Here is a 17,989-nt window from a genome sequence, read left to right on the forward strand (position 1 = left end):
GAAGGAGGGGGAAGGGATGCCGCGGCGCCGAGGCCGCGGCATCCGGTCAGCCCGCCGCGATGGTGTCGGTGAGCTTGGCGTAGGCGGCCGGCCGGCGACGGCGGATCCACGCGGCCTGGGCGTAGCCGAGGGCGGGGAAGACGACGACGAGGGCGAGCAGCGCCCAGCTCACGGCGCCGAAGACGGGGGCGCCGTCGGCATCCATGTCGCCGACCATCACGGGGAAGTACGCCACGATGATCACCGCCGACACCGCGAGGCCCGCGAAGCCGAGGGCCGGGGCGATCACGGTGTTCCAGACGCGGCGATCGGCCCGCGTGCGCCGGAAGTACACGATGACGGCGACCGAGGTCGCGGCCATGAGCACGGCGATCGCGAGGGTGGCGACGCCGGCGAACCACGTGAACACCTGCAGCAGCGGGTCGAGGTTCAGCACGGCGAAGACCACCGTCAGCACCGCCGCCGTCGCGGTCTGGACGATCGAGGAGACGTGCGGGGACAGGTGCCGCGCGTGCACGCCGCCGAGGCGGTCGGGGAGCACGCCTGCGCCGGACATCGCGTGCTGATAGCGGGTGAGGACGTTGTGGAACGACAGCACGCACGCGAACATCGACGTCAGCAGCAGGACGTTGACGATGATCTCGCCCGCGGTGCCGAGGTAGATCGCGACCGTCCGCAGCATGAGCGTGCCGGGGTCCTCCGCCGCGGCGGCGAGCACCCCCTCGGGACCCCACGCCATCACGAGACCCCACGAGGCGAGGGTGTAGAACACGCCGATGCCGATGACGGCGCCGTAGGTGGCGCGGGGGATCGTGCGGTCGGGGTCGCGGGCCTCGTCGCGGAAGATCGCGGTCGCCTCGAAGCCGATGAAGGCGGCGATCGCGAACATCAGGCCCACGCCGGGGGAGCCGCTGAGGACGTTCGCCGGCTCGAAGGGGGCGGCGCTGAGGCCCTCGGGACCCCCGTTCACCACGACGGCCGCGACCAGCACGAGGACGATGCCGACCTCGGCCACGAGCAGCACGCCGAGCACCTTGCTCGAAAGGTCGATGTGGCGGTAGCCCAGGATGCCGACCAGCCCGACCACGGCGAGCGCGTACAGCCACCAGCCCAGGGCCGGGCCGCCGAGCGAGACGACCGTGATGCTCAGCAGGTAGCCGATGTAGCCGTAGACCGAGATCTGGATGGTCGTGTAGGTGAGCATGGCGGTCCAGGCGGCGGCGAGCCCGGACGGGCGACCCAGGCCGTAGCCGATGTAGGTGAAGAACGCGCCGGGGCGGGGGACGTGCCGCGTCATGGCGGCCAGGCCGACCGCGAACAGCAGCAGGATCACGGCGCTGACGGCGTAGAGGGTGGGGAAGCCGGCGCCGTTCCCGATGAGGATGCCGAGGGGCGCGGCGCCCCCGACCACGGTGAGCGGCGAGGCCGCGGCGACGACCATGAAGACGATCGCCGTGACGCCGAGGGAGCCCTGCAGCGTCCGCTTCGCCGACGCCGCCACCCCCTTCGATTTGAGCTGGGTCATTCGGTTCCTCCGGAGTGTCGGGTGTCGCGTCCGAGGTTCCTCCCGCGCCGTTGCGGAGCGGTGTAGCGGGCGTGAAGGTGTGCGCGCACCCGGTGAGACGGGCCGCCGCCGGCGTCTCACCCGCGGTCACGCCCCGGAAACATGGGCGTCGCGGCGGGGCAACCGCGTTCCCGTACGGTCGGGGCATCCCGACGGAGACCGACATGACCGCACTCTCCCGCGCCATCGCGCGGCCCGCTCCCGTCGCCGGGTTCGGCGACCGCTCGCCCCTGCACGGTCTGGAGCGGCGGCGGATCGGCGTCGTCGATCTGGCGGCGCAGTCGGTCGCGGCGGTGGCGCCGGCGGCCGCGGCGACCACGGTCGTGCTGATGGTGGCCGGGGTCGCTCCGGGGGTCACCGTCACGGCCATCCTCGCCGCCGCGATCCTCGCCTTCGGCGTCGCCCGCACCGTCGGCGTCTTCGCGCGCCGCTTCGCCGCCAGCGGCGGCCTCTACACCTACACCGCGCGCGGCCTCGGCACGCGGGCCGGGCTCGCCGGCGGGGCCGCCATCCTCACCGGGTACGCGGCGGTGGCGATGTTCGCGCTGCTGGGCGGGGCGTACTACACGTCCTATCTGCTGCGCGGGCTCTGGCCGGACCTGGACGGGGTCCTCGTCGCGGCGGGGGCCGTCGTCGCGCAGGCCGCGCTGGTCGCGTTCGTGCTGGTCCGCGGCATCCGGGTGTCGGCGCGCGCCGCCCTCGTCGTCGAGACGCTGTCGGTCGTCCTCATCGTCGCGCTGCTGGTCGCGCTGCTCGTGAGCATCGGCCCGATCGACCCGTCCGTGCTCCTGGGCGCCGGGGCGGCGGGGGCGACCCCCCTGTCCTTCGCCGCCGGCGCGGTGATCGCGCTGACGGCCTTCGTCGGCTTCGAGTCGGCCGCCACCCTCGGCGTCGAGTCGGTCTCGCCCCTGCGCAACGTGCCCCGGGCCGTCACCGGCACGGTCGTGCTCTCGGGGGCGCTGTACCTCCTCGCCGCGGTCACGCAGGTCGCCGGGTTCGACGCCCTCGGCGCCGACCTCGCGGCCAGCGCCTCGCCCGTCAACGACCTGGCCACCGCCTCCGGGCTCGGCGGCTGGGCCGTGGTGGCCGACGTCGGCATCGCCGCGTCGTTCCTCGCGTGCGCCATCGGCACGACCACCGCCCTCGTGCGCGTGCTGTTCGCGATGAGCCGGGACGGGGTCCTTCCCGCCGCCGTCGGCCGGACGCACGGCCGCTTCGGGACGCCGGCGGCCGCGGTCGGCGCGGGGGTGCCGGTCATCGCCGGGGTCCCGCTCGTGCTCGTCGTGACCGGCGTCGACCTGCGCGAAGCGATGCACGTGACGCTGTCCGTGGGGGCGGCCGGATACATCCTGGCCTACGTCCTCGTGTGCGCCGCGGCGCCCGTCTTCCTCCGGCGCATCGGCGAACTCACTCCGGCCCCGGCCGTGGTCGCGGTGCTGTCGGCCGTCGCGCTCGCCGCGGCGCTGCTGGCGTTCTTCGCCGTCGACGTCTCCTCCGGAGGGACGGTGCTGATCGTGCTGGCCGCCATCGCCCTGTCGTCCGCCGTCGTCATCGGCGTGATCCGCCGCCGGAAAGGTCCGGGCGCGATCGGCCGCTACGACGAGCCGGTCGCCGCCCAGGTCCTCGGCGGGGTGCCCTCGCCGACGCGTCCCGATGATGCGTGAGCGCGGGATGCCGTCCGAGCCGGCCCGTCCGCCGGGCACCGTCCACTCGGCCCTGTCGCTGCTCGAGGCCGTCGCCCACCTCGGGGCGGGGGTCAGCGCCCAGCGCATCTCGGCGGAGGTCGGACTGCCCCGGGCGACGACGTACCGGCTGCTGAACGTCCTCGTCGAGGACGAGTACCTCGTGCGCACGCCGGACCTGTCCGGGTTCGCCCTCGGCGCGAAGGTGGCGCAGCTCGCGGCGGTCGCCGCCCCGCCGGCGCGGCTGTCGTCCGCCGCCCGCTCCGTGATGGACGAGGTGCGCCGGGCCGTGCGCGGGGGAGTGCACGTGGTGCTCTACGTCGACGGGAGGGTCGTGGTGCTCGACGCGGACCCGGACTTCCCGCTGTCCGACCACGGCCGCCTGGCCCGGGAGCCGGCCCGCTACGCGCTGGGCCGTCTGCTGCTCGTGGACGACGTGCGGGCGACCAACGAGGTGGCCGAGGCGGCCCGCGCGGACGTGGCCCGCTGGGGGGCGACACGCCAGTGCGGCGAGATCGCGCCGACGACCGGATGCCTCGCCGTGCCGCTCCGCGACGACGCCGGCGGTCTGGCCGGAGCCCTGGGATTCTCGGGCGCCCGCCACCGCGTCGACGAGCCGGCCGCGGTGCTCGCCGCCCTGCGGCCGGCCGCTGCGGCGCTCGGGCCGCTCATCGTGTGAGCCGCGTCGGGTAGACTGGTGTCAGCTCTCCGCGCGGCGGCATCCAGGCCAACTCCCCCAGGACGGAAACGTAGCAAGGGTAACCAGGCTCTGCCGGGTGCGCGGAGAGTCTTTTCATGCCCGGGCGAGGGCGCCGACGCCGCGCAAGCCGCGCCTCAGCCCCGCGCGAACGGCCCGTCGAGCACGGCCCACTGCAGCAGCATGATCGTCTTGGCATCCTGGATCCCGCCGGATCGGATGAGTTTCCGCGCCTCGTCGATGTCGTACTCGAGGATCTCGATCTCCTCGCCCTCCTCCGCGAGGCCCCCGCGGTCGCCGGTGCGGGTCGACCCGTCGTAGGCGGCGGCGAAGAAGTGCAGGCGCTCGGTGACCGAGCCGGGGCTCATGTACACCTCGAACACCGGCTGCACCTCGGTGACCACGACGCCGGTCTCCTCCTCGGCCTCGCGGCGGATCGCGGTGACCGCGTCGTCGTCGTCGAGCAGGCCCGCCGCGGTCTCCACGAGCATGCCGTCCGGGTGGTCGTTGACGTAGACGGGGTAGCGGAACTGCCGGGTGAGCAGCACCGTGCGCCGCGCCGGGTCGTAGAGCAGGATCGTGGCGCCGTTCCCGCGGTCGTAGGTCTCGCGCTTCTGCGTCGCCCAGGAGCCGTCGTCGCCGCGGTAGCGGAAGGTCGTCGCCCGCAGCACGTGCCACCCCGCCGCCAGGAGCTCGACGTCGGTCACCTCGACGCGGGGGTTCCGGTCGAGGTCGCGGCCGGTGAGGTGGAGCCCGGTCCGACCGCGGTGGTCGGGGACGGTGGTGCCGGGGCGCGGAGTGGTCGTCATGCCTCGAACGATAGCGGCGGCGGCGCGGACCGGTCCGCCCGTCGCCGCGCGCCGGTCCGCCCGTCGCCGCGCACCGATTCCGATGACTCGACGCCGAAGCAACCCCGTGGCCGTGTCCGAGGCCCGCAATAGTCTGGTCGCGTGACGCAGAGCATCTACATCACGTCAGCCGAAGGACACTCGGGCAAGTCCACCGTCGCTCTGGGCGTGCTCGACGCGCTCAGCCGCGTGACCCCGCGGGTGGGGGTGTTCCGCCCCATCGCCCGCTCGACCGCCGAGCGCGACTACGTCCTCGAGATGCTGCTCGACCACGACGGCGTCGGACTCGACTACGACGAGTGCGTCGGCGTCACCTACGACGACGTCCGCGACGACGCCGACGCCGCCCTCGCCCGCATCGTCGAGCGGTACAAGGCCGTCGAGGCGCAGTGCGACGCGGTGGTCGTCATCGGCAGCGACTACACCGACGTCGGCAGCCCCGCCGAGCTGGCCTACAACGCCCGCATCGCGGCGAACCTCGGCGCGCCGGTGCTGCTCGTCCTCGGTGGCCGCGCGCAGCAGGGACAGGGCGAGACGCTCGGTCTGTCCGTGTCCCGGACGCCGCAGGAGGTCGGGCAGATCGCCGCCCTCGCACTCCCCGAGCTGCTGCACGAGCGGGCCGAGCTCGCCGCCGTCATCGTGAACCGCGCCGATGCCGAACGGCTCGACGAGGTCGTGGCATCCGTCCGCCATGTCGTGGACGTCTCGCCGGTCCTGGCCGCGGGGGACCGTCGGGCCGTACCCGTCTGGGCGCTGCCGGAGGACCGGTTCCTCATCGCGCCGTCGGTGCGCGGCGTGCTCCGGTCGGTGGAGGGCGAGCTCATCAAGGGCGACCCCGAGCTGCTCACCCGCGAGGTGCTCGGCGTGGTCGTCGCGGGCATGTCGATGGTGAACGTGCTGCCGCGCCTGAAGGAGTCCGCGGTCATCGTCATCCCGGCCGACCGCACCGAGGTGCTGCTGGCCACGCTGCTGGCCAACGCGTCCGGCACGTTCCCGTCGCTGGCGGCGATCGTGCTCAACGGCGGCTTCGAGCTGCCCGACACCATCGTCCGCCTCATCGACGGCCTCGGATCGCCGCTGCCGATCATCGCGACCGACCTCGGCACGTACGACACGGCCGTGCGCATCATGAACACCCGCGGGCGTCTCGCCGCCGACTCGCAGCGCCGCTACGACACGGCTTTGGCGATGTTCGAGCGCCACGTCGACACCGAGCTGCTCACGCGCGAGCTCGGGGTGGCCCGCACCAGCGTCGTCACCCCGCTCATGTTCGAGTACGGGCTGGTCGACCGCGCCCGCAGCGACAAGCGACGGATCGTCCTGCCCGAGGGCAACGACGACCGCGTCCTCCGCGCCGCCGCCACGGTGCTCTCCCGCGGCATCGCCGACCTGACCATCCTCGGCGAGCCGATCGAGGTGCGCGGGCGCGCCATCGAGCTGGGCATCGACATCCGCGACGCCGAGGTGCTCAGCCCCTTCGACGCCGTGCACGTGGACAAGTTCGCCACCGAGTACGAGCGTCTGCGCGCGCACAAGGGCGTCACCTATGCGCAGGCCGCCGACACCGTCACCGACGTGTCGTACTTCGGCACGCTGATGGTGCACCTCGGGCTGGCCGACGGGATGGTCTCGGGTGCCGCGCACACCACGGCCCACACCATCCGCCCGGCCTTCGAGATCATCAAGACCGCGCCGGGCGTCTCGGTCGTCTCCAGCGTCTTCCTCATGGCGCTCGCCGACCGCGTGCTCGTGTACGGCGACTGCGCCGTCATCCCCGACCCGACGAGCGAGCAGCTCGCCGACATCGCGGTGTCGTCCGCGGCGACGGCCGAGCAGTTCGGCATCGAGCCGCGCGTGGCGATGCTGTCGTACTCGACGGGGGAGTCGGGCACGGGCGCCGACGTCGAGAAGGTCCGCGCCGCGACCGCCCTCGTCCGCGAGCGAGCTCCCCAGCTCCTCGTCGAGGGACCGATCCAGTACGACGCCGCAGCCGACGCCGCCGTCGCCAAGGCCAAGATGCCGGGCTCCGACGTCGCCGGCCGCGCGACGGTCTTCGTCTTCCCCGACCTCAACACCGGCAACAACACGTACAAGGCGGTGCAGCGCTCCGCCGGGGCCGTCGCCATCGGCCCGGTGCTGCAGGGGCTGAACAAGCCGATCAACGACCTGTCCCGCGGGGCGCTCGTCGACGACATCGTCAACACCATCGCGATCACCGCGATCCAGGCGCAGGGGGGCGCGCAGTGAGCGTGGTCCTCGTCGTCAACAGCGGCTCGTCGTCGTTCAAGTACCAGCTCCTCGACATGCGCACCGAGGCGGTCCTGGCATCCGGGCTCGTCGAGCGCATCGGCGAGGGCACGGGCGTCGCCACGCACACGGTCGCCGCGGCGGCCCTGGCCGGCGACGGGTCGTCCCCGGCGCCGACGGTGACGGATGCCACCAGCCGCATCGAGCGCGAGATCCCCGACCACACGGCGGGCTTCGCGGTCATGCTGGACGCGTTCGCCGCGCACGGGCCCTCGCTGGACGCGCACCCGCCGACCGCGGTGGGCCACCGCGTCGTCCACGGCGGAGCGCGGTTCTTCGAGCCCACCGTCGTCACGCCCCTCGTCGAGATCAACATCGACGAGCTGTCCGTGCTCGCGCCGCTGCACAACCCGGCCAACCTCGCCGGCATCCGCGCGGCCAAGACGGCCTTCCCCCACGTGCCCCACGTCGCGGTCTTCGACACCGCGTTCCACCAGTCGCTGGCTCCGGAGGCGTTCACCTACGCCATCGACCGGGAGGTGGCCGCGGCGCACCGCATCCGCCGCTACGGCTTCCACGGCACCAGCCACAAGTTCGTCAGCGAGGCCGCTGCGGCCTTCGTCGGGCGTCCGCTCGGCGAGCTGCGCCAGATCGTGTTCCACCTCGGCAACGGCGCATCGGCCGCGGCCATCGAGGGAGGGCGGTCCGTCGACACCTCGATGGGGCTCACCCCGCTGGAGGGCCTGGTCATGGGCACGCGGTCCGGCGACCTCGACCCCGCGGTGCTGTTCCACCTCGCCCGCCGCGCCGACATGGGCATCGGCGACCTCGACACGCTGCTGAACAAGCGGTCTGGCATCCTGGGCATCGCCGGCGTCTCCGACATGCGCGACATCGAGAAGGGCCGCGCCGAGGGAGACCCCGCCGCGCAGCTCGCGTTCGACGTCTACATCCACCGTCTGCGCGCCTACGCCGGCGCCTACCTCGCCCAGCTGAACGGCGTGGACGTCATCTCCTTCACCGCCGGCGTCGGCGAGAACTCCGCCGCCGTCCGCGCGGGGGCCGTGGCGACGCTGGGCTTCGCCGGGGTCGAGCTGGACCCCGAGCGCAACGCGGCCCGGGAGCGTGGCATCCGTCGTATCTCGACGGACGCGTCGCGCGTCGAGGTCCTCGTCGTCCCGACCAACGAAGAGCTCGAGATCGCCCGTCAGACGCTGTCCGTCGCGCGCTGACCCGCCCCGCGCCACCCGTCGCCGCGCCGTGCGCCGTCGCCTCGGCCGGGGCGCCGACCGCTAGCCTGGACGGGCGGCGCCGGGGGGCGCCCGTGACCGCCGTCCGCCCCGTTTGGAGCCCGTCATGACCGACACCCCCGACCTGCCCGACCTCCGCACCGTCGACGCCGTGCTGTTCGACCTCGACGGTGTCCTCACGCCGACGGCCGACGTGCACATGCGGGCGTGGAAGGAGATGTTCGACGAGCTCTTCGACCAGTGGGACATCGCCCCGCCGTACACCGACCGCGACTACTTCGAGTACGTCGACGGCAAGAAGCGCTACGACGGCGTCGCCAGCCTGCTGCGCAGCCGCGACGTCGAAGTGCCGTGGGGCGACCCGTCCGACGACCCGTCCGCGGACACCGTCTGCGGCGTCGGCAACCGGAAGAACGCGGTCTTCTCGCGCATCCTCCGCGCGGAGGGCATCGCGCCCTACCCCGGATCCGTGGCTCTGCTGGACGTGCTGGCCGAGGCCGGCGTGCCGACCGCTGTGGTCTCCAGCTCCAAGAACGCCGTCGAAGTGCTCGACGCCGCCGGTCTCCGCGACCGCTTCGACGTGATCATGGACGGCGTCGTCGCCGAACGCGACCATCTCGCCTCCAAGCCCGCCCCCGACGTCTTCGCTGAGGCCGCCCGCATGGTAGGAGTCGACCCGGCCCGCTCCGTCGCCGTCGAGGACGCCCTCAGCGGCGTGCAGTCCGCCGTCGCGGCGGGCTTCGGCATCGTCGTCGGCGTGGACCGCGGCGCGGGGGCCGACGACCTCCGCGGTGCGGGGGCGACCGTGGTCGTCGACGACCTCGCCGCGTTCGTAGACTGAGCCGTCGCACCCGAAGCGACAGCCCCCTTTCCGGAAGGCCCCGAATGATCGACCGCGATCGTTTCCCCGTCGACGAGTGGCGTCTCGTCGAGACCCGCTTCAACGTCGACGACGTCGGCGTGACCGAGACCCTCTTCTCCGTCGGCAACGGCTACCTCGGGTTGCGCGGCAACTACCCCGAGGGGCGTTTCGCCCACGAGCAGGGCACGTTCATCAACGGCTTCCACGAGACGTTCCCCATCCGTCACGCGGAGCAGGCGTACGGGTTCGCCGAGGTCGGGCAGACCATCATCAACGCGCCGGATGCCAAGGTGATGCGCGTCTACGTCGACGACGAGCCGCTGTCGCTCGATGTCGCCGACGTCCGCGAGTACGAGCGCGTGCTCGACATGCGCCAGGGCATCCTGCGCCGGAACCTGCTGTGGGTCACCCCGTCCGGCAAGCACGTGCGCATCGAGGACGAGCGGTTCGTCTCGTTCGACGAGAAGCACCTCGCCGTGCTGCGCCTGACCGTCACGGTCCTCAACTCCGACGCGCCGGTCACCGTCAGCAGCCAGCTGCTGAACCGGCAGGACGGCGAGGGGATCTACGGCGGGTCGCCGATGGCATCCAAGGGGTCCGACTTCGACCCCCGCAAGACCGAGAAGCTCACCGACCGGGTGCTCCAGCCGCAGGAGTACTGGCAGGACGGCGACCGGTCCGTGCTCAGCTACAAGGTCTCGCAGTCGCAGATGACCCTCGCGGTCGCGGCGGACCACCTCGTCGACACCGACAACCCGTACACCGCGCGGCACCTCGTCGAGCCCGACATCGCCAAGAACGTCTTCCGCGTCGAGGCGCGCGCCGGGGTCCCCACGACGATCACCAAGCTGACGAGCTACCACACCTCGCGCGGCGTGCCCGCGGGCGAGCTCATCGACCGCTGCCGCCGCACCCTCGACCGGGCCCGCGACCTCGGCGTCGAGGAGCTCGTGACGCGCCAGATCGACTGGTACGCCGCGTTCTGGGACCGCTCGGACGTCCGCATCGGCGGCCACCCCGACCTGCAGCAGGCCACGCGCTGGTGCTTGTTCCAGCTCGCGCAGGCGGCCGCCCGCGCCGACGGCCAGGGCGTGCCGGCCAAGGGCGTCACCGGCTCCGGCTACAGCGGCCACTACTTCTGGGACACCGAGGTCTACGTCCTCCCGTTCCTCGCCTACACGACGCCGCTCTGGGCGCGGAACGCGCTGCGCATGCGGTCGCTCATGCTGCCCGCCGCGCGCAAGCGCGCGCACCAGCTCAACGAGGCCGGCGCGCTGTTCCCGTGGCGGACCATCAACGGCGAGGAGGCCTCGGCCTACTACGCCGCCGGCACCGCGCAGTACCACATCAACGCCGACGTCGCCTTCGCCCTGGCCAAGTACGTGCGGGCCACCGGCGACGAGGAGTTCCTCGCCGGCGAGGGCGTGGACATCGCGATCGACACCGCCCGTCTCTGGTCGACGCTGGGCTTCTGGCGCTCCAGCGACGCCGGTGAGGACGGCGAGCGCGACTCGTTCCACATCCACGGCGTCACGGGTCCGGACGAGTACACGACCGTCGTGAACGACAACCTGTTCACGAACGTCATGGCGCGGTTCAACCTCCGCTTCGCCGCGCGCACCGTGCGCGACCTGGCCGAGAACGACCCCGAGGCGTACGGCCGCATGGTGCAGCGGATGAACCTCGACCCGTCCGAGCCGGAGCGCTGGGACCACGCGGCCGAGGCCATGCACATCCCGTTCAGCCCCGCCCTGAACATCCACCCGCAGGACGCGGTGTTCCTCGAGCGCGAGATCTGGGACCTCGAGAACACCCCGCCCGACCAGCGCCCGCTGCTGCTGCACTTCCACCCGCTGGTGATCTACCGGTACCAGGTGCTCAAGCAGGCCGACGTCGTGCTCGCGCTGTTCCTGCAGGGCAACCACTTCACAGATGCCGAGAAGCTCGCGGACTTCGAGTACTACGACCCGCTGACCACCGGCGACTCCACGCTGTCGGCGGTCGTGCAGTCGATCCTCGCCGCCGAGGTGGGGTACCAGGACCTCGCGCTGGAGTACTTCCGCCAGGCCGCGTTCGTCGATCTCGGCGACCTGCACCACAACGCGGCGGACGGCGTGCACGTCGCCTCCGCGGGCGGGGTGTGGACGGCGCTCGTCAGCGGCTTCGGCGGCATGCGCGACCACTTCGGGCGTCTCACCTTCGACCCGCGCCTGCCGGTCGACTGGCCCGAGCTGGCGTACGTGCTGCACTGGCACGGCACCCGTCTCGACATCACGGTCACCGCGACCGCGATGACCGTCGCGGCCGGCGGCGAGGGCGGACCGGTCGAGTTCGCCGTGCGGGGCGCCGAGTACGTCGTCGCCCCGGGCGAGACCGTCCGCGTCACGCTGCACGGGCAGGGACCGGTCCGTCCGGGACGCCCGTCGATCCGTCAGCTCGAGGGCTCGGTCCGCGAGGACGGCACGCTCCTCTCGGCGTCGGTGCCCATCGTCACCGCCGCCATCCCCATCGTCACGGACGAGGAGCAGCCGCTCGCGGTCGGCCTCGACGTCTGATCCGTCTCTCCTCGCGAACGCGGCGGTGCCTTCGGGTGCCGCCGCGTTCGCCTGTCCGGCGGCGGCGGAAGGCGGCGCGTCCGGGGCAGGCGTCGCGCGCGGGGCAGGCGTCGCGCGCGGGGCAGGCGGTGCGTCCGGGGCAGGCGGTGCGTCCGGGGCAGGCGTCGCGCCCGGGGCAGGCGGATCCGTCGCAGAGGCGCCTGTCTCCGGCGCATCGCCTGTCGCGGGTGCGGGGCGCGGCCGCGCCCGCGGGGGAGGGGGAGGGATGCCGCCCGGCCCCGGCCCCGCGGTCGGAGACGCGATGTCGGTGGCACGCCGTAGGCTGTTCGGGTGACGACCGCTCTGTACCGCCGCTACCGCCCGCAGGCGTTCGGCGAGATGATCGGGCAGTCCCAGGTGACCGAACCGCTCATGACCGCCCTCCGCGGTGATCGCGTCGGCCACGCGTACCTCTTCTCGGGTCCGCGCGGCTGCGGCAAGACCACCTCCGCCCGCATCCTCGCCCGCTGCCTCAACTGCGCCGCCGGCCCCACCGACACGCCCTGCGGCACCTGCGACAGCTGCGTCGAGCTCGGTCGCGGCGGCGGCGGGTCCCTCGACGTGGTCGAGATCGACGCGGCCAGCCACAACGGCGTCGACGACGCCCGCGACCTGCGCGAGCGCGCCATCTTCGCCCCGGCCCGCGACCGATTCAAGATCTTCATCCTCGATGAGGCGCACATGGTGACGCAGCAGGGGTTCAACGCCCTGCTCAAGCTCGTCGAGGAACCGCCCGCGCACGTCAAGTTCATCTTCGCGACGACCGAGCCCGAGAAGGTGCTCGGCACCATCCGCTCGCGCACCCACCACTACCCGTTCCGGCTCGTGCCGCCCGCCGCCATGCTCGAGTACGTCCAGGAGCTCTGCGAGACCGAGGGCGTCGGCGTCGAGGCGGGTGTGCTGCCGCTCGTCGTGCGCGCCGGCGGCGGGTCCCCCCGCGACACGCTCTCCCTCCTCGACCAGCTCATCGCCGGATCGGACGTGGATGCCACGGGCTCCGTCCTCGTGCGCTACGAGCGCGCCGTCGCGTTGCTCGGCTACACCCACTCCGAGCTCCTCGACGAGGTCGTGGACGCGTTCTCCGCCGAGGACGCGGGCGCAGCCTTCTCGGCGGTGGACCGCGTCATCCAGACCGGTCAGGACCCGCGCCGCTTCGTCGACGACCTCCTCGAGCGTCTGCGCGACCTCATCGTCGTCGCGGCCACGGGAGCCGGGGCGTCGGCGGTGCTCCGCGGCATCCCGGAGGACGAGCTCGAGCGCATGGGACGCCAGGCCGGCTCCTTCGGGGCGGCCCGCCTCTCGCGCACGGCCGACCTGACCGTCGCCGCGCTCGACGAGATGACGGGAGCCACCTCGCCGCGGCTGCAGCTGGAGCTGCTCGTCGCCCGCGTGCTGGCCCACGCCGGCAGCGCCGGCGTCGCCCCGGCCGCCGCGACCGCGCCGACGGTCACCGCCGCCCCCGCGGCGCCGCCGACGGCGCGCACGGAGGCGCCGTCGCGCCCGGCCCCTGCGACGAACCCCCGCGTCGCCTCGCCCGGCGTCGCGGCACCGGTCGCGGCGCCCGCCGTGGCATCGCCGAGCGCATCGCCGAACGCCGCCCCACGGGTCGCGTCGCCGGGCGTCGCGTCGCCCGCTGCCGCACCGCCGGTCGCCTCACCGAACGCCGCCCCACGGGTCGCGTCGCCGGGCATCGCGTCGCCCGCGGCCGCCGCGCCGAACGACGCCTCGCGGGTCGCGTCGCCGACCGCCCCCTCACGCGTCGCGGCACCGACCGCGGGTCCGGACGCCGCGAGCCCCGCGCGGGGTCCGCGCGACACCGCCCCCGCCGGCGACCTCGACGACATCCCGCCGCTCTCCGACGACGACGCGCCCGCGCCGGACGACGAGCCGCATCCCTTCGACGTGGCCCCGACCGAGGAGCCCCCGGCGGCACGCCCCGCCGCGGGCGCACCCGGACGCGACGACGCGGCGTCCTCGCAGGCTCCGGCGGCCCCGCAGGTTCCGGTGACCGCACAGACCCCGCAGTCACCGGCCAGCGCACAGACCCCGCAGGCTCCGCCCGCCGCGCAGACTCTGCCGGCGGAGCAGGCCCTGGCCGCCGCGCAGCCCCCTGCAGTCTCCCCGGCGGAGAAGACCCCGTCGGCCTCGCCCGCGGCCTCCGCGCCGGCCGGCCCCGCCGCGACCGAGCCCGCTCCGTCGTCCGAGGAGGAGGCCGGTCCCTTCGACCCCTCCCCGCCGACGCCCCCGGCGCCGCCCACCGGTCCCCTCGAACTGCCGCAGGTGCGCGACTCGTGGCCGGAGGTGCTGGAGCAGCTCGAGGTGCTCAGCCGCCCGTCCTGGCTCGTGGTGTCCACCGCGTCCGTCGCGGCGTTCGAGGTCGACGTGCTGACCCTCGCCTTCCGCTCGCCCGGCGATCTGACCGCCTTCAAGACCCGCGTCGACGGCGCCGGCCCCAGCGAGGACCTGCGCCAGGCGATCCAGACCGTGCTCGGCATCCGGGTCAAGTACCTCGCCCGTCTCGAGGGCGACGCCGGCCCCGGTGGTCCGGGCGCGCCTCCCGCCGGCGGTGCGCCGCGCGGCGGCGGCTCGACCCCGCCCTCCGGCGGCGGTCGGGCTGAGCCCCGCGCCACCGCCGCCTACTCGTCGGCCCCGGTCACGGAGTGGGCGGTCGCGCCCATTCCGTCGTCCGACGGCACCGCCGGAGCACCGCAGGCCTCCCGTGCGTCGGTCACGACGGCCGAGCGCCCGCCGGTGGCCCCGGCCCTCGCCGTGGACGACGAGCCCGACGAGACGCCCGCTGCTGCGGTCGTCGCCGTCCGGGAGGGCGCCGTCCTGCCCGCCACCGACGTCACCCCGTCCGTCGCCGTCCCCGAGGAGAGGGAGGACGACGACGTCATCCCGCCCGCGGACGAGCAGCCCGACGCACCGGTGCCGCCCGTGGTCGTCCCCCGCATGGCCCCGCTCGCCGGGGGCGTGCAGCGGTACGGCGAAGCCGTCGTCCGCCAGATGCTCGGCGCCGTCTACGTGCGCGATGAGCCCTACGAGCCGCCCGCGAGGTTCAGCTGATGTACGACGGCATCGTCCAAGACCTGATCGACGAGTTCGGCCGCCTTCCCGGCATCGGTCCGAAATCCGCGCAGCGCATCGCGTTCCACATCCTGCAGTCGCCGAGCTTCGACGTCTCCCGGCTGTCGACCCTGCTCGGCGAGGTGCGCGAGAAGGTCAAGTTCTGCGAGGTGTGCGGCAACGTCTCCGAGCAGGACCGCTGCTCCATCTGCCGCGACCCGCGCCGCAACGCCACGCTCATCTGCGTCGTCGAGGACGCCAAGGATGTCGCCGCCATCGAGCGCACGCGCGAGTTCCGCGGCCTCTACCACGTGCTCGGCGGGGCGATCAGCCCCATCGCCGGCATCGGTCCCGACGACCTGCGCATCGCACCGCTCATGCAGCGTCTCGCCGACGGCACGGTCCAGGAGGTCATCCTGGCCACCAATCCCAACCTCGAGGGGGAGGCCACGGCGACCTACCTCAGCCGGCTGCTGCACGCCCTCGAGATCCGCGTCACGCGGCTGGCATCCGGTCTCCCCGTCGGCGGCGACCTCGAGTACGCCGACGAGGTCACCCTCGGCCGTGCCTTCGAGGGGCGCCGCACGCTCTGAGCCGGAGGCTCCGGGGGAGGGATGCCACCGCTCCCGACCGTTGCGGGCTCGTGCACCGCTCGTTCACCCGCCGCACCCGGGACGGCCATGAGATGAGAGCACTTTCATCTCTGCGGAACAGCACCGGACGACCCGAAAGTCCGGCGCGCACGGCCGCCAGACAGGGGCCCCTCCGTGAGCGATCCGCTCTCCCCGCGCGCCAACGCGCGCGCACGCGTCGTGTTCGACACGTTCCGTTCCCGCCACGACCCGCTGCTCGCGGCGTGGCTGTCCTTCCGCGCGCAGGTGCTGCCCGGCGCCGAGCTCCCGCCTGCCGGTCCCGTGCGCTCGGTCGACGGCCCGGCCGTCGGCGGCGTGTTCGGCGTCTGGCGCCTGCTTGCGTCGAACAACCGCGAGCTCGCGCGGGGCGCCGACCTGTCGGCATCCCCCGACCGGGCGCGTGCCGCCGTGGAGCTGGTGCAGACCCGCTTCGTCGAGCTCGCCCCCGCCACCGTCCGCGGGACGTCCGCGATGCGGCACGGCTGGTCGCTGCGTCTCGACGGCGAGCCGGTGCTCATGTGCGCGCGATGGTACGAGTCGCCGGGGGAGGCCGCCGCGGCGGCGAGATCCGTCCGTACCGTCCTCGCCGGCGCGGACATCGCGCTGAGCGTCACCATCGGCACCCGGTCGGGCCGACGGCACCGGCACGGCGTTCTGGATCTCGTTGGCTGACCCCATCACGTCCGGATCCGGCGGCGAGGAGCTCGTCGCGGGGCGGTTCCGCGTCTCCGGGCTGCTCGGCTCCGGAGCCACCGCGTCGGTGTACGCGGCGACGGACGTCCGGTCCGCGGCCCGCGTCGCGCTGAAGGTGCTGCACCCGCACCTCGTGGGGGAACGGGCGCTGTCGGCGGCGTTCCTCCGGGAGGCGCAGGTCGTCGAGGGGATCCGGCATCCCGGTCTCTGCGCGCTGCGCGGCTGGGGAGGGGGAGACGGGGATGCCACGACGTGGACGGCCTGGGACCTCGTCGACGGCCGCTCGCTCGGCGAGGTCGTCCGCGCGGAGGGACCGCTGACCCCGGAGGCGGCGACGGCGATGGCCCGCCGGATCCTCGACGGACTCGACGCCCTTCATACGGCCGGGCTCGTCCACCGGGACGTCTCGCCGGCGAACGTGCTCGTCGACCTCGCCCCCGACGGCGGCCTCCGCGACGCCCGCCTGGTCGACTACGGTCTGACCGCCCCCGGCGGGGAGACCGCGCACGGCGCCGACGTCCTCCGCAGCACGACGGGCGACGGGGTCGTGGGCAACGTCGGCTACGCCTCGCCGGAGCAGCTGCGCGGGGAGGGCGTGGGCCCCGCCGGCGACCTCTACCAGCTCGGCGGCGTCCTGTACTTCGCGCTCGTCGGCCGGCCCCCGTTCGACCGGGCCACCACGGACGAGGTCGTGCGAGCGCACCTCGGCGCTCTGCCGCCGACCCCGTCCGTCTCCGCACCGCGCGTGCCGGTGGCGCTGGATCGCGTGGTCGTGCGGGCGCTGCTGAAGGACCCCTCCGCGCGCTTCGCGGATGCGCCGGCGATGCGGAAGGCCCTGGCGGAGGCGATGCCGTCCCCGGGCCACCGGGCGGGGCGCGGGACAGCGGGCGCCGTCGCCGCGGACGCCGACGCCACACGGCTTCTCGCCGCGGGGCCCGGCGCGGCCGCACCCGCCGCCGCGGCGCCCGCCACCGCGCCCGTAACCGCCTCCGCGCCCGCCCTCCCGGCCCCGCCGGCCTCCACCGCCCCGCCCGCCGCGTCCCGATCGACGTCGCCGTGGCTGTGGATCCTCGCCGGCACCGCGGCGGCCGTGGTCGTGGCCGTCGTCGCCGTCGCGGCCCGACCGTCGCCGGCACCCGCGGGCGAGACGGCCCCGGCCCCGTCTGTCGTCGCACCCGCGGCATCCGTCCCCCCGCCGTCGCCGACCACGTCGGCGACCGCAGCGTCCTCCGCCCCGCCGCCGGCGACGGTCGCACTCCCGGAGCTGCGCGGTCTGCCGCTCGCCGACGCCGTCGCCCTCCTGGGGCGTCTGGGCCTTCAACCGGGAACCGTCACCGCGATGGACGGCACGGACGCCGCCGACACGATCCTCCAGACGGGCGTCGCGGCGGGAGCGGCACTCGCCCTCGGCACCCCCGTCGACCTCACCGTCGCGAGCGGCTGGAACGCCGTCCCCGGGATCGTCGGGCTGCAGGAGCGCGACGCCGTCGAACGCGTGTCGGCGGCCGGTCTCACCCCCGTCGTCGTCCGCGAACCGCATGCCGGCATCGCCGGCACGGTGGTCGGGACGGATGCCGCCGCCTCTCCCCGGCTCGTCCTCGGCAGCCCCGTGGTGCTCACCGTCGCCACCGCGCCGACGCCCGCCCCGACCGCCACCCCCACGGCCGGACCGACGCCCACCGCGACGCCGACGCCGGGGGCGACACCGTGACGTGCCTCGATCATGGACGGGTCAGCCGTCCTTCGCGCACCGGTCGTCCGGCGTTCACCTTCCGCCCCCACGATGACCAGGATCCGGTCGGAACCCGCCGCCGGTCGCTCTGCTCAGGACACCCGATGAGTCGATTCCTCCGC

At 74.1% G+C, this 17,989-nt stretch carries 12 protein-coding genes and 1 other RNA gene; 11 read left to right on the plus strand and 2 right to left on the minus strand.

Annotated features, from left to right (window positions below; genetic code table 11):
• Positions 1–46: 46 nt before the first annotated feature.
• On the minus strand, positions 47–1,525 hold the full coding sequence (locus MRBLMI1_RS00125) for an APC family permease (protein WP_367726106.1): 1,479 nt from the start codon (positions 1,523–1,525) through the stop codon (positions 47–49).
• A gap of 203 nt (positions 1,526–1,728) precedes the next feature.
• On the opposite strand from MRBLMI1_RS00125, the gene MRBLMI1_RS00130 reads away from it, so the two are divergent.
• From MRBLMI1_RS00130 to ffs, 3 genes are all read left to right on the plus strand, one after another.
• A complete protein-coding gene (locus MRBLMI1_RS00130) occupies positions 1,729–3,228 on the plus strand; it encodes an APC family permease (protein ID WP_367726107.1) in 1,500 nt (499 codons plus the stop codon).
• A complete protein-coding gene (locus tag MRBLMI1_RS00135; RefSeq protein ID WP_367726108.1) occupies positions 3,218–3,925 on the plus strand; it encodes a helix-turn-helix domain-containing protein in 708 nt (235 codons plus the stop codon). The genes MRBLMI1_RS00130 and MRBLMI1_RS00135 overlap by 11 nt, the downstream gene beginning before the upstream one ends.
• 20 nt (positions 3,926–3,945) lie before the next feature.
• Positions 3,946–4,042: signal recognition particle sRNA small type (gene ffs, locus MRBLMI1_RS00140), an RNA gene on the plus strand.
• Positions 4,043–4,080: 38 nt separating this feature from the next.
• Here the strand turns inward: ffs and MRBLMI1_RS00145 are convergent.
• Positions 4,081–4,752 carry an NUDIX domain-containing protein gene (locus tag MRBLMI1_RS00145; protein ID WP_367726109.1) on the minus strand — a complete coding sequence of 224 codons (672 nt, stop codon included), beginning with the start codon at positions 4,750–4,752 and terminating at the stop codon, positions 4,081–4,083.
• 141 nt (positions 4,753–4,893) lie between these two features.
• On the opposite strand from MRBLMI1_RS00145, the gene pta reads away from it, so the two are divergent.
• From pta to MRBLMI1_RS00185, 8 genes are all read left to right on the plus strand, one after another.
• Positions 4,894–7,038 (plus strand): phosphate acetyltransferase, encoded by a 2,145-nt coding sequence (gene pta / locus MRBLMI1_RS00150; RefSeq protein ID WP_367726110.1) that lies wholly within the window; start codon positions 4,894–4,896, stop codon positions 7,036–7,038.
• Positions 7,035–8,270, plus strand: coding sequence for an acetate/propionate family kinase (locus tag MRBLMI1_RS00155; protein ID WP_367726111.1), 1,236 nt, complete (start codon positions 7,035–7,037; stop codon positions 8,268–8,270). The genes pta and MRBLMI1_RS00155 overlap by 4 nt, the downstream gene beginning before the upstream one ends.
• 124 nt (positions 8,271–8,394) lie before the next feature.
• Complete coding sequence (locus MRBLMI1_RS00160) at positions 8,395–9,129, plus strand: HAD family hydrolase (protein WP_367726112.1); 735 nt, start codon at positions 8,395–8,397, stop codon at positions 9,127–9,129.
• Positions 9,130–9,173: 44 nt separating this feature from the next.
• Complete coding sequence (locus MRBLMI1_RS00165) at positions 9,174–11,705, plus strand: glycoside hydrolase family 65 protein (RefSeq protein ID WP_367726113.1); 2,532 nt, start codon at positions 9,174–9,176, stop codon at positions 11,703–11,705.
• A gap of 330 nt (positions 11,706–12,035) precedes the next feature.
• On the plus strand, positions 12,036–14,810 hold the full coding sequence (locus tag MRBLMI1_RS00170; RefSeq protein ID WP_367726114.1) for a DNA polymerase III subunit gamma and tau: 2,775 nt from the start codon (positions 12,036–12,038) through the stop codon (positions 14,808–14,810).
• Positions 14,810–15,403 carry a recombination mediator RecR gene (gene recR / locus MRBLMI1_RS00175; RefSeq protein ID WP_367726115.1) on the plus strand — a complete coding sequence of 198 codons (594 nt, stop codon included), beginning with the start codon at positions 14,810–14,812 and terminating at the stop codon, positions 15,401–15,403. The genes MRBLMI1_RS00170 and recR overlap by 1 nt, the downstream gene beginning before the upstream one ends.
• A gap of 174 nt (positions 15,404–15,577) precedes the next feature.
• A complete protein-coding gene (locus tag MRBLMI1_RS00180; protein WP_367726116.1) occupies positions 15,578–16,114 on the plus strand; it encodes a hypothetical protein in 537 nt (178 codons plus the stop codon).
• Positions 16,107–17,846 (plus strand): serine/threonine protein kinase, encoded by a 1,740-nt coding sequence (locus MRBLMI1_RS00185; protein ID WP_367726117.1) that lies wholly within the window; start codon positions 16,107–16,109, stop codon positions 17,844–17,846. Before MRBLMI1_RS00180 ends, MRBLMI1_RS00185 begins: the two co-directional genes overlap by 8 nt.
• Positions 17,847–17,989: the final 143 nt, after the last annotated feature.

The sequence above is a fragment of the Microbacterium sp. LMI1-1-1.1 genome (assembly GCF_040815675.1).
Classification (GTDB): Bacteria; Actinomycetota; Actinomycetes; order Actinomycetales; family Microbacteriaceae; genus Microbacterium.

Coding starts and splice junctions, on each gene's coding strand:
- MRBLMI1_RS00125 (WP_367726106.1), bottom strand. CDS start 1,525: ATGACCCAGCTCAAATCGAAGGGGGTGGCGGCGTCGGCGAAGCGGACG.
- MRBLMI1_RS00130 (WP_367726107.1), top strand. CDS start 1,729: ATGACCGCACTCTCCCGCGCCATCGCGCGGCCCGCTCCCGTCGCCGGG.
- MRBLMI1_RS00135 (WP_367726108.1), top strand. CDS start 3,218: ATGATGCGTGAGCGCGGGATGCCGTCCGAGCCGGCCCGTCCGCCGGGC.
- MRBLMI1_RS00145 (WP_367726109.1), bottom strand. CDS start 4,752: ATGACGACCACTCCGCGCCCCGGCACCACCGTCCCCGACCACCGCGGT.
- MRBLMI1_RS00160 (WP_367726112.1), top strand. CDS start 8,395: ATGACCGACACCCCCGACCTGCCCGACCTCCGCACCGTCGACGCCGTG.
- MRBLMI1_RS00165 (WP_367726113.1), top strand. CDS start 9,174: ATGATCGACCGCGATCGTTTCCCCGTCGACGAGTGGCGTCTCGTCGAG.
- recR (WP_367726115.1), top strand. CDS start 14,810: ATGTACGACGGCATCGTCCAAGACCTGATCGACGAGTTCGGCCGCCTT.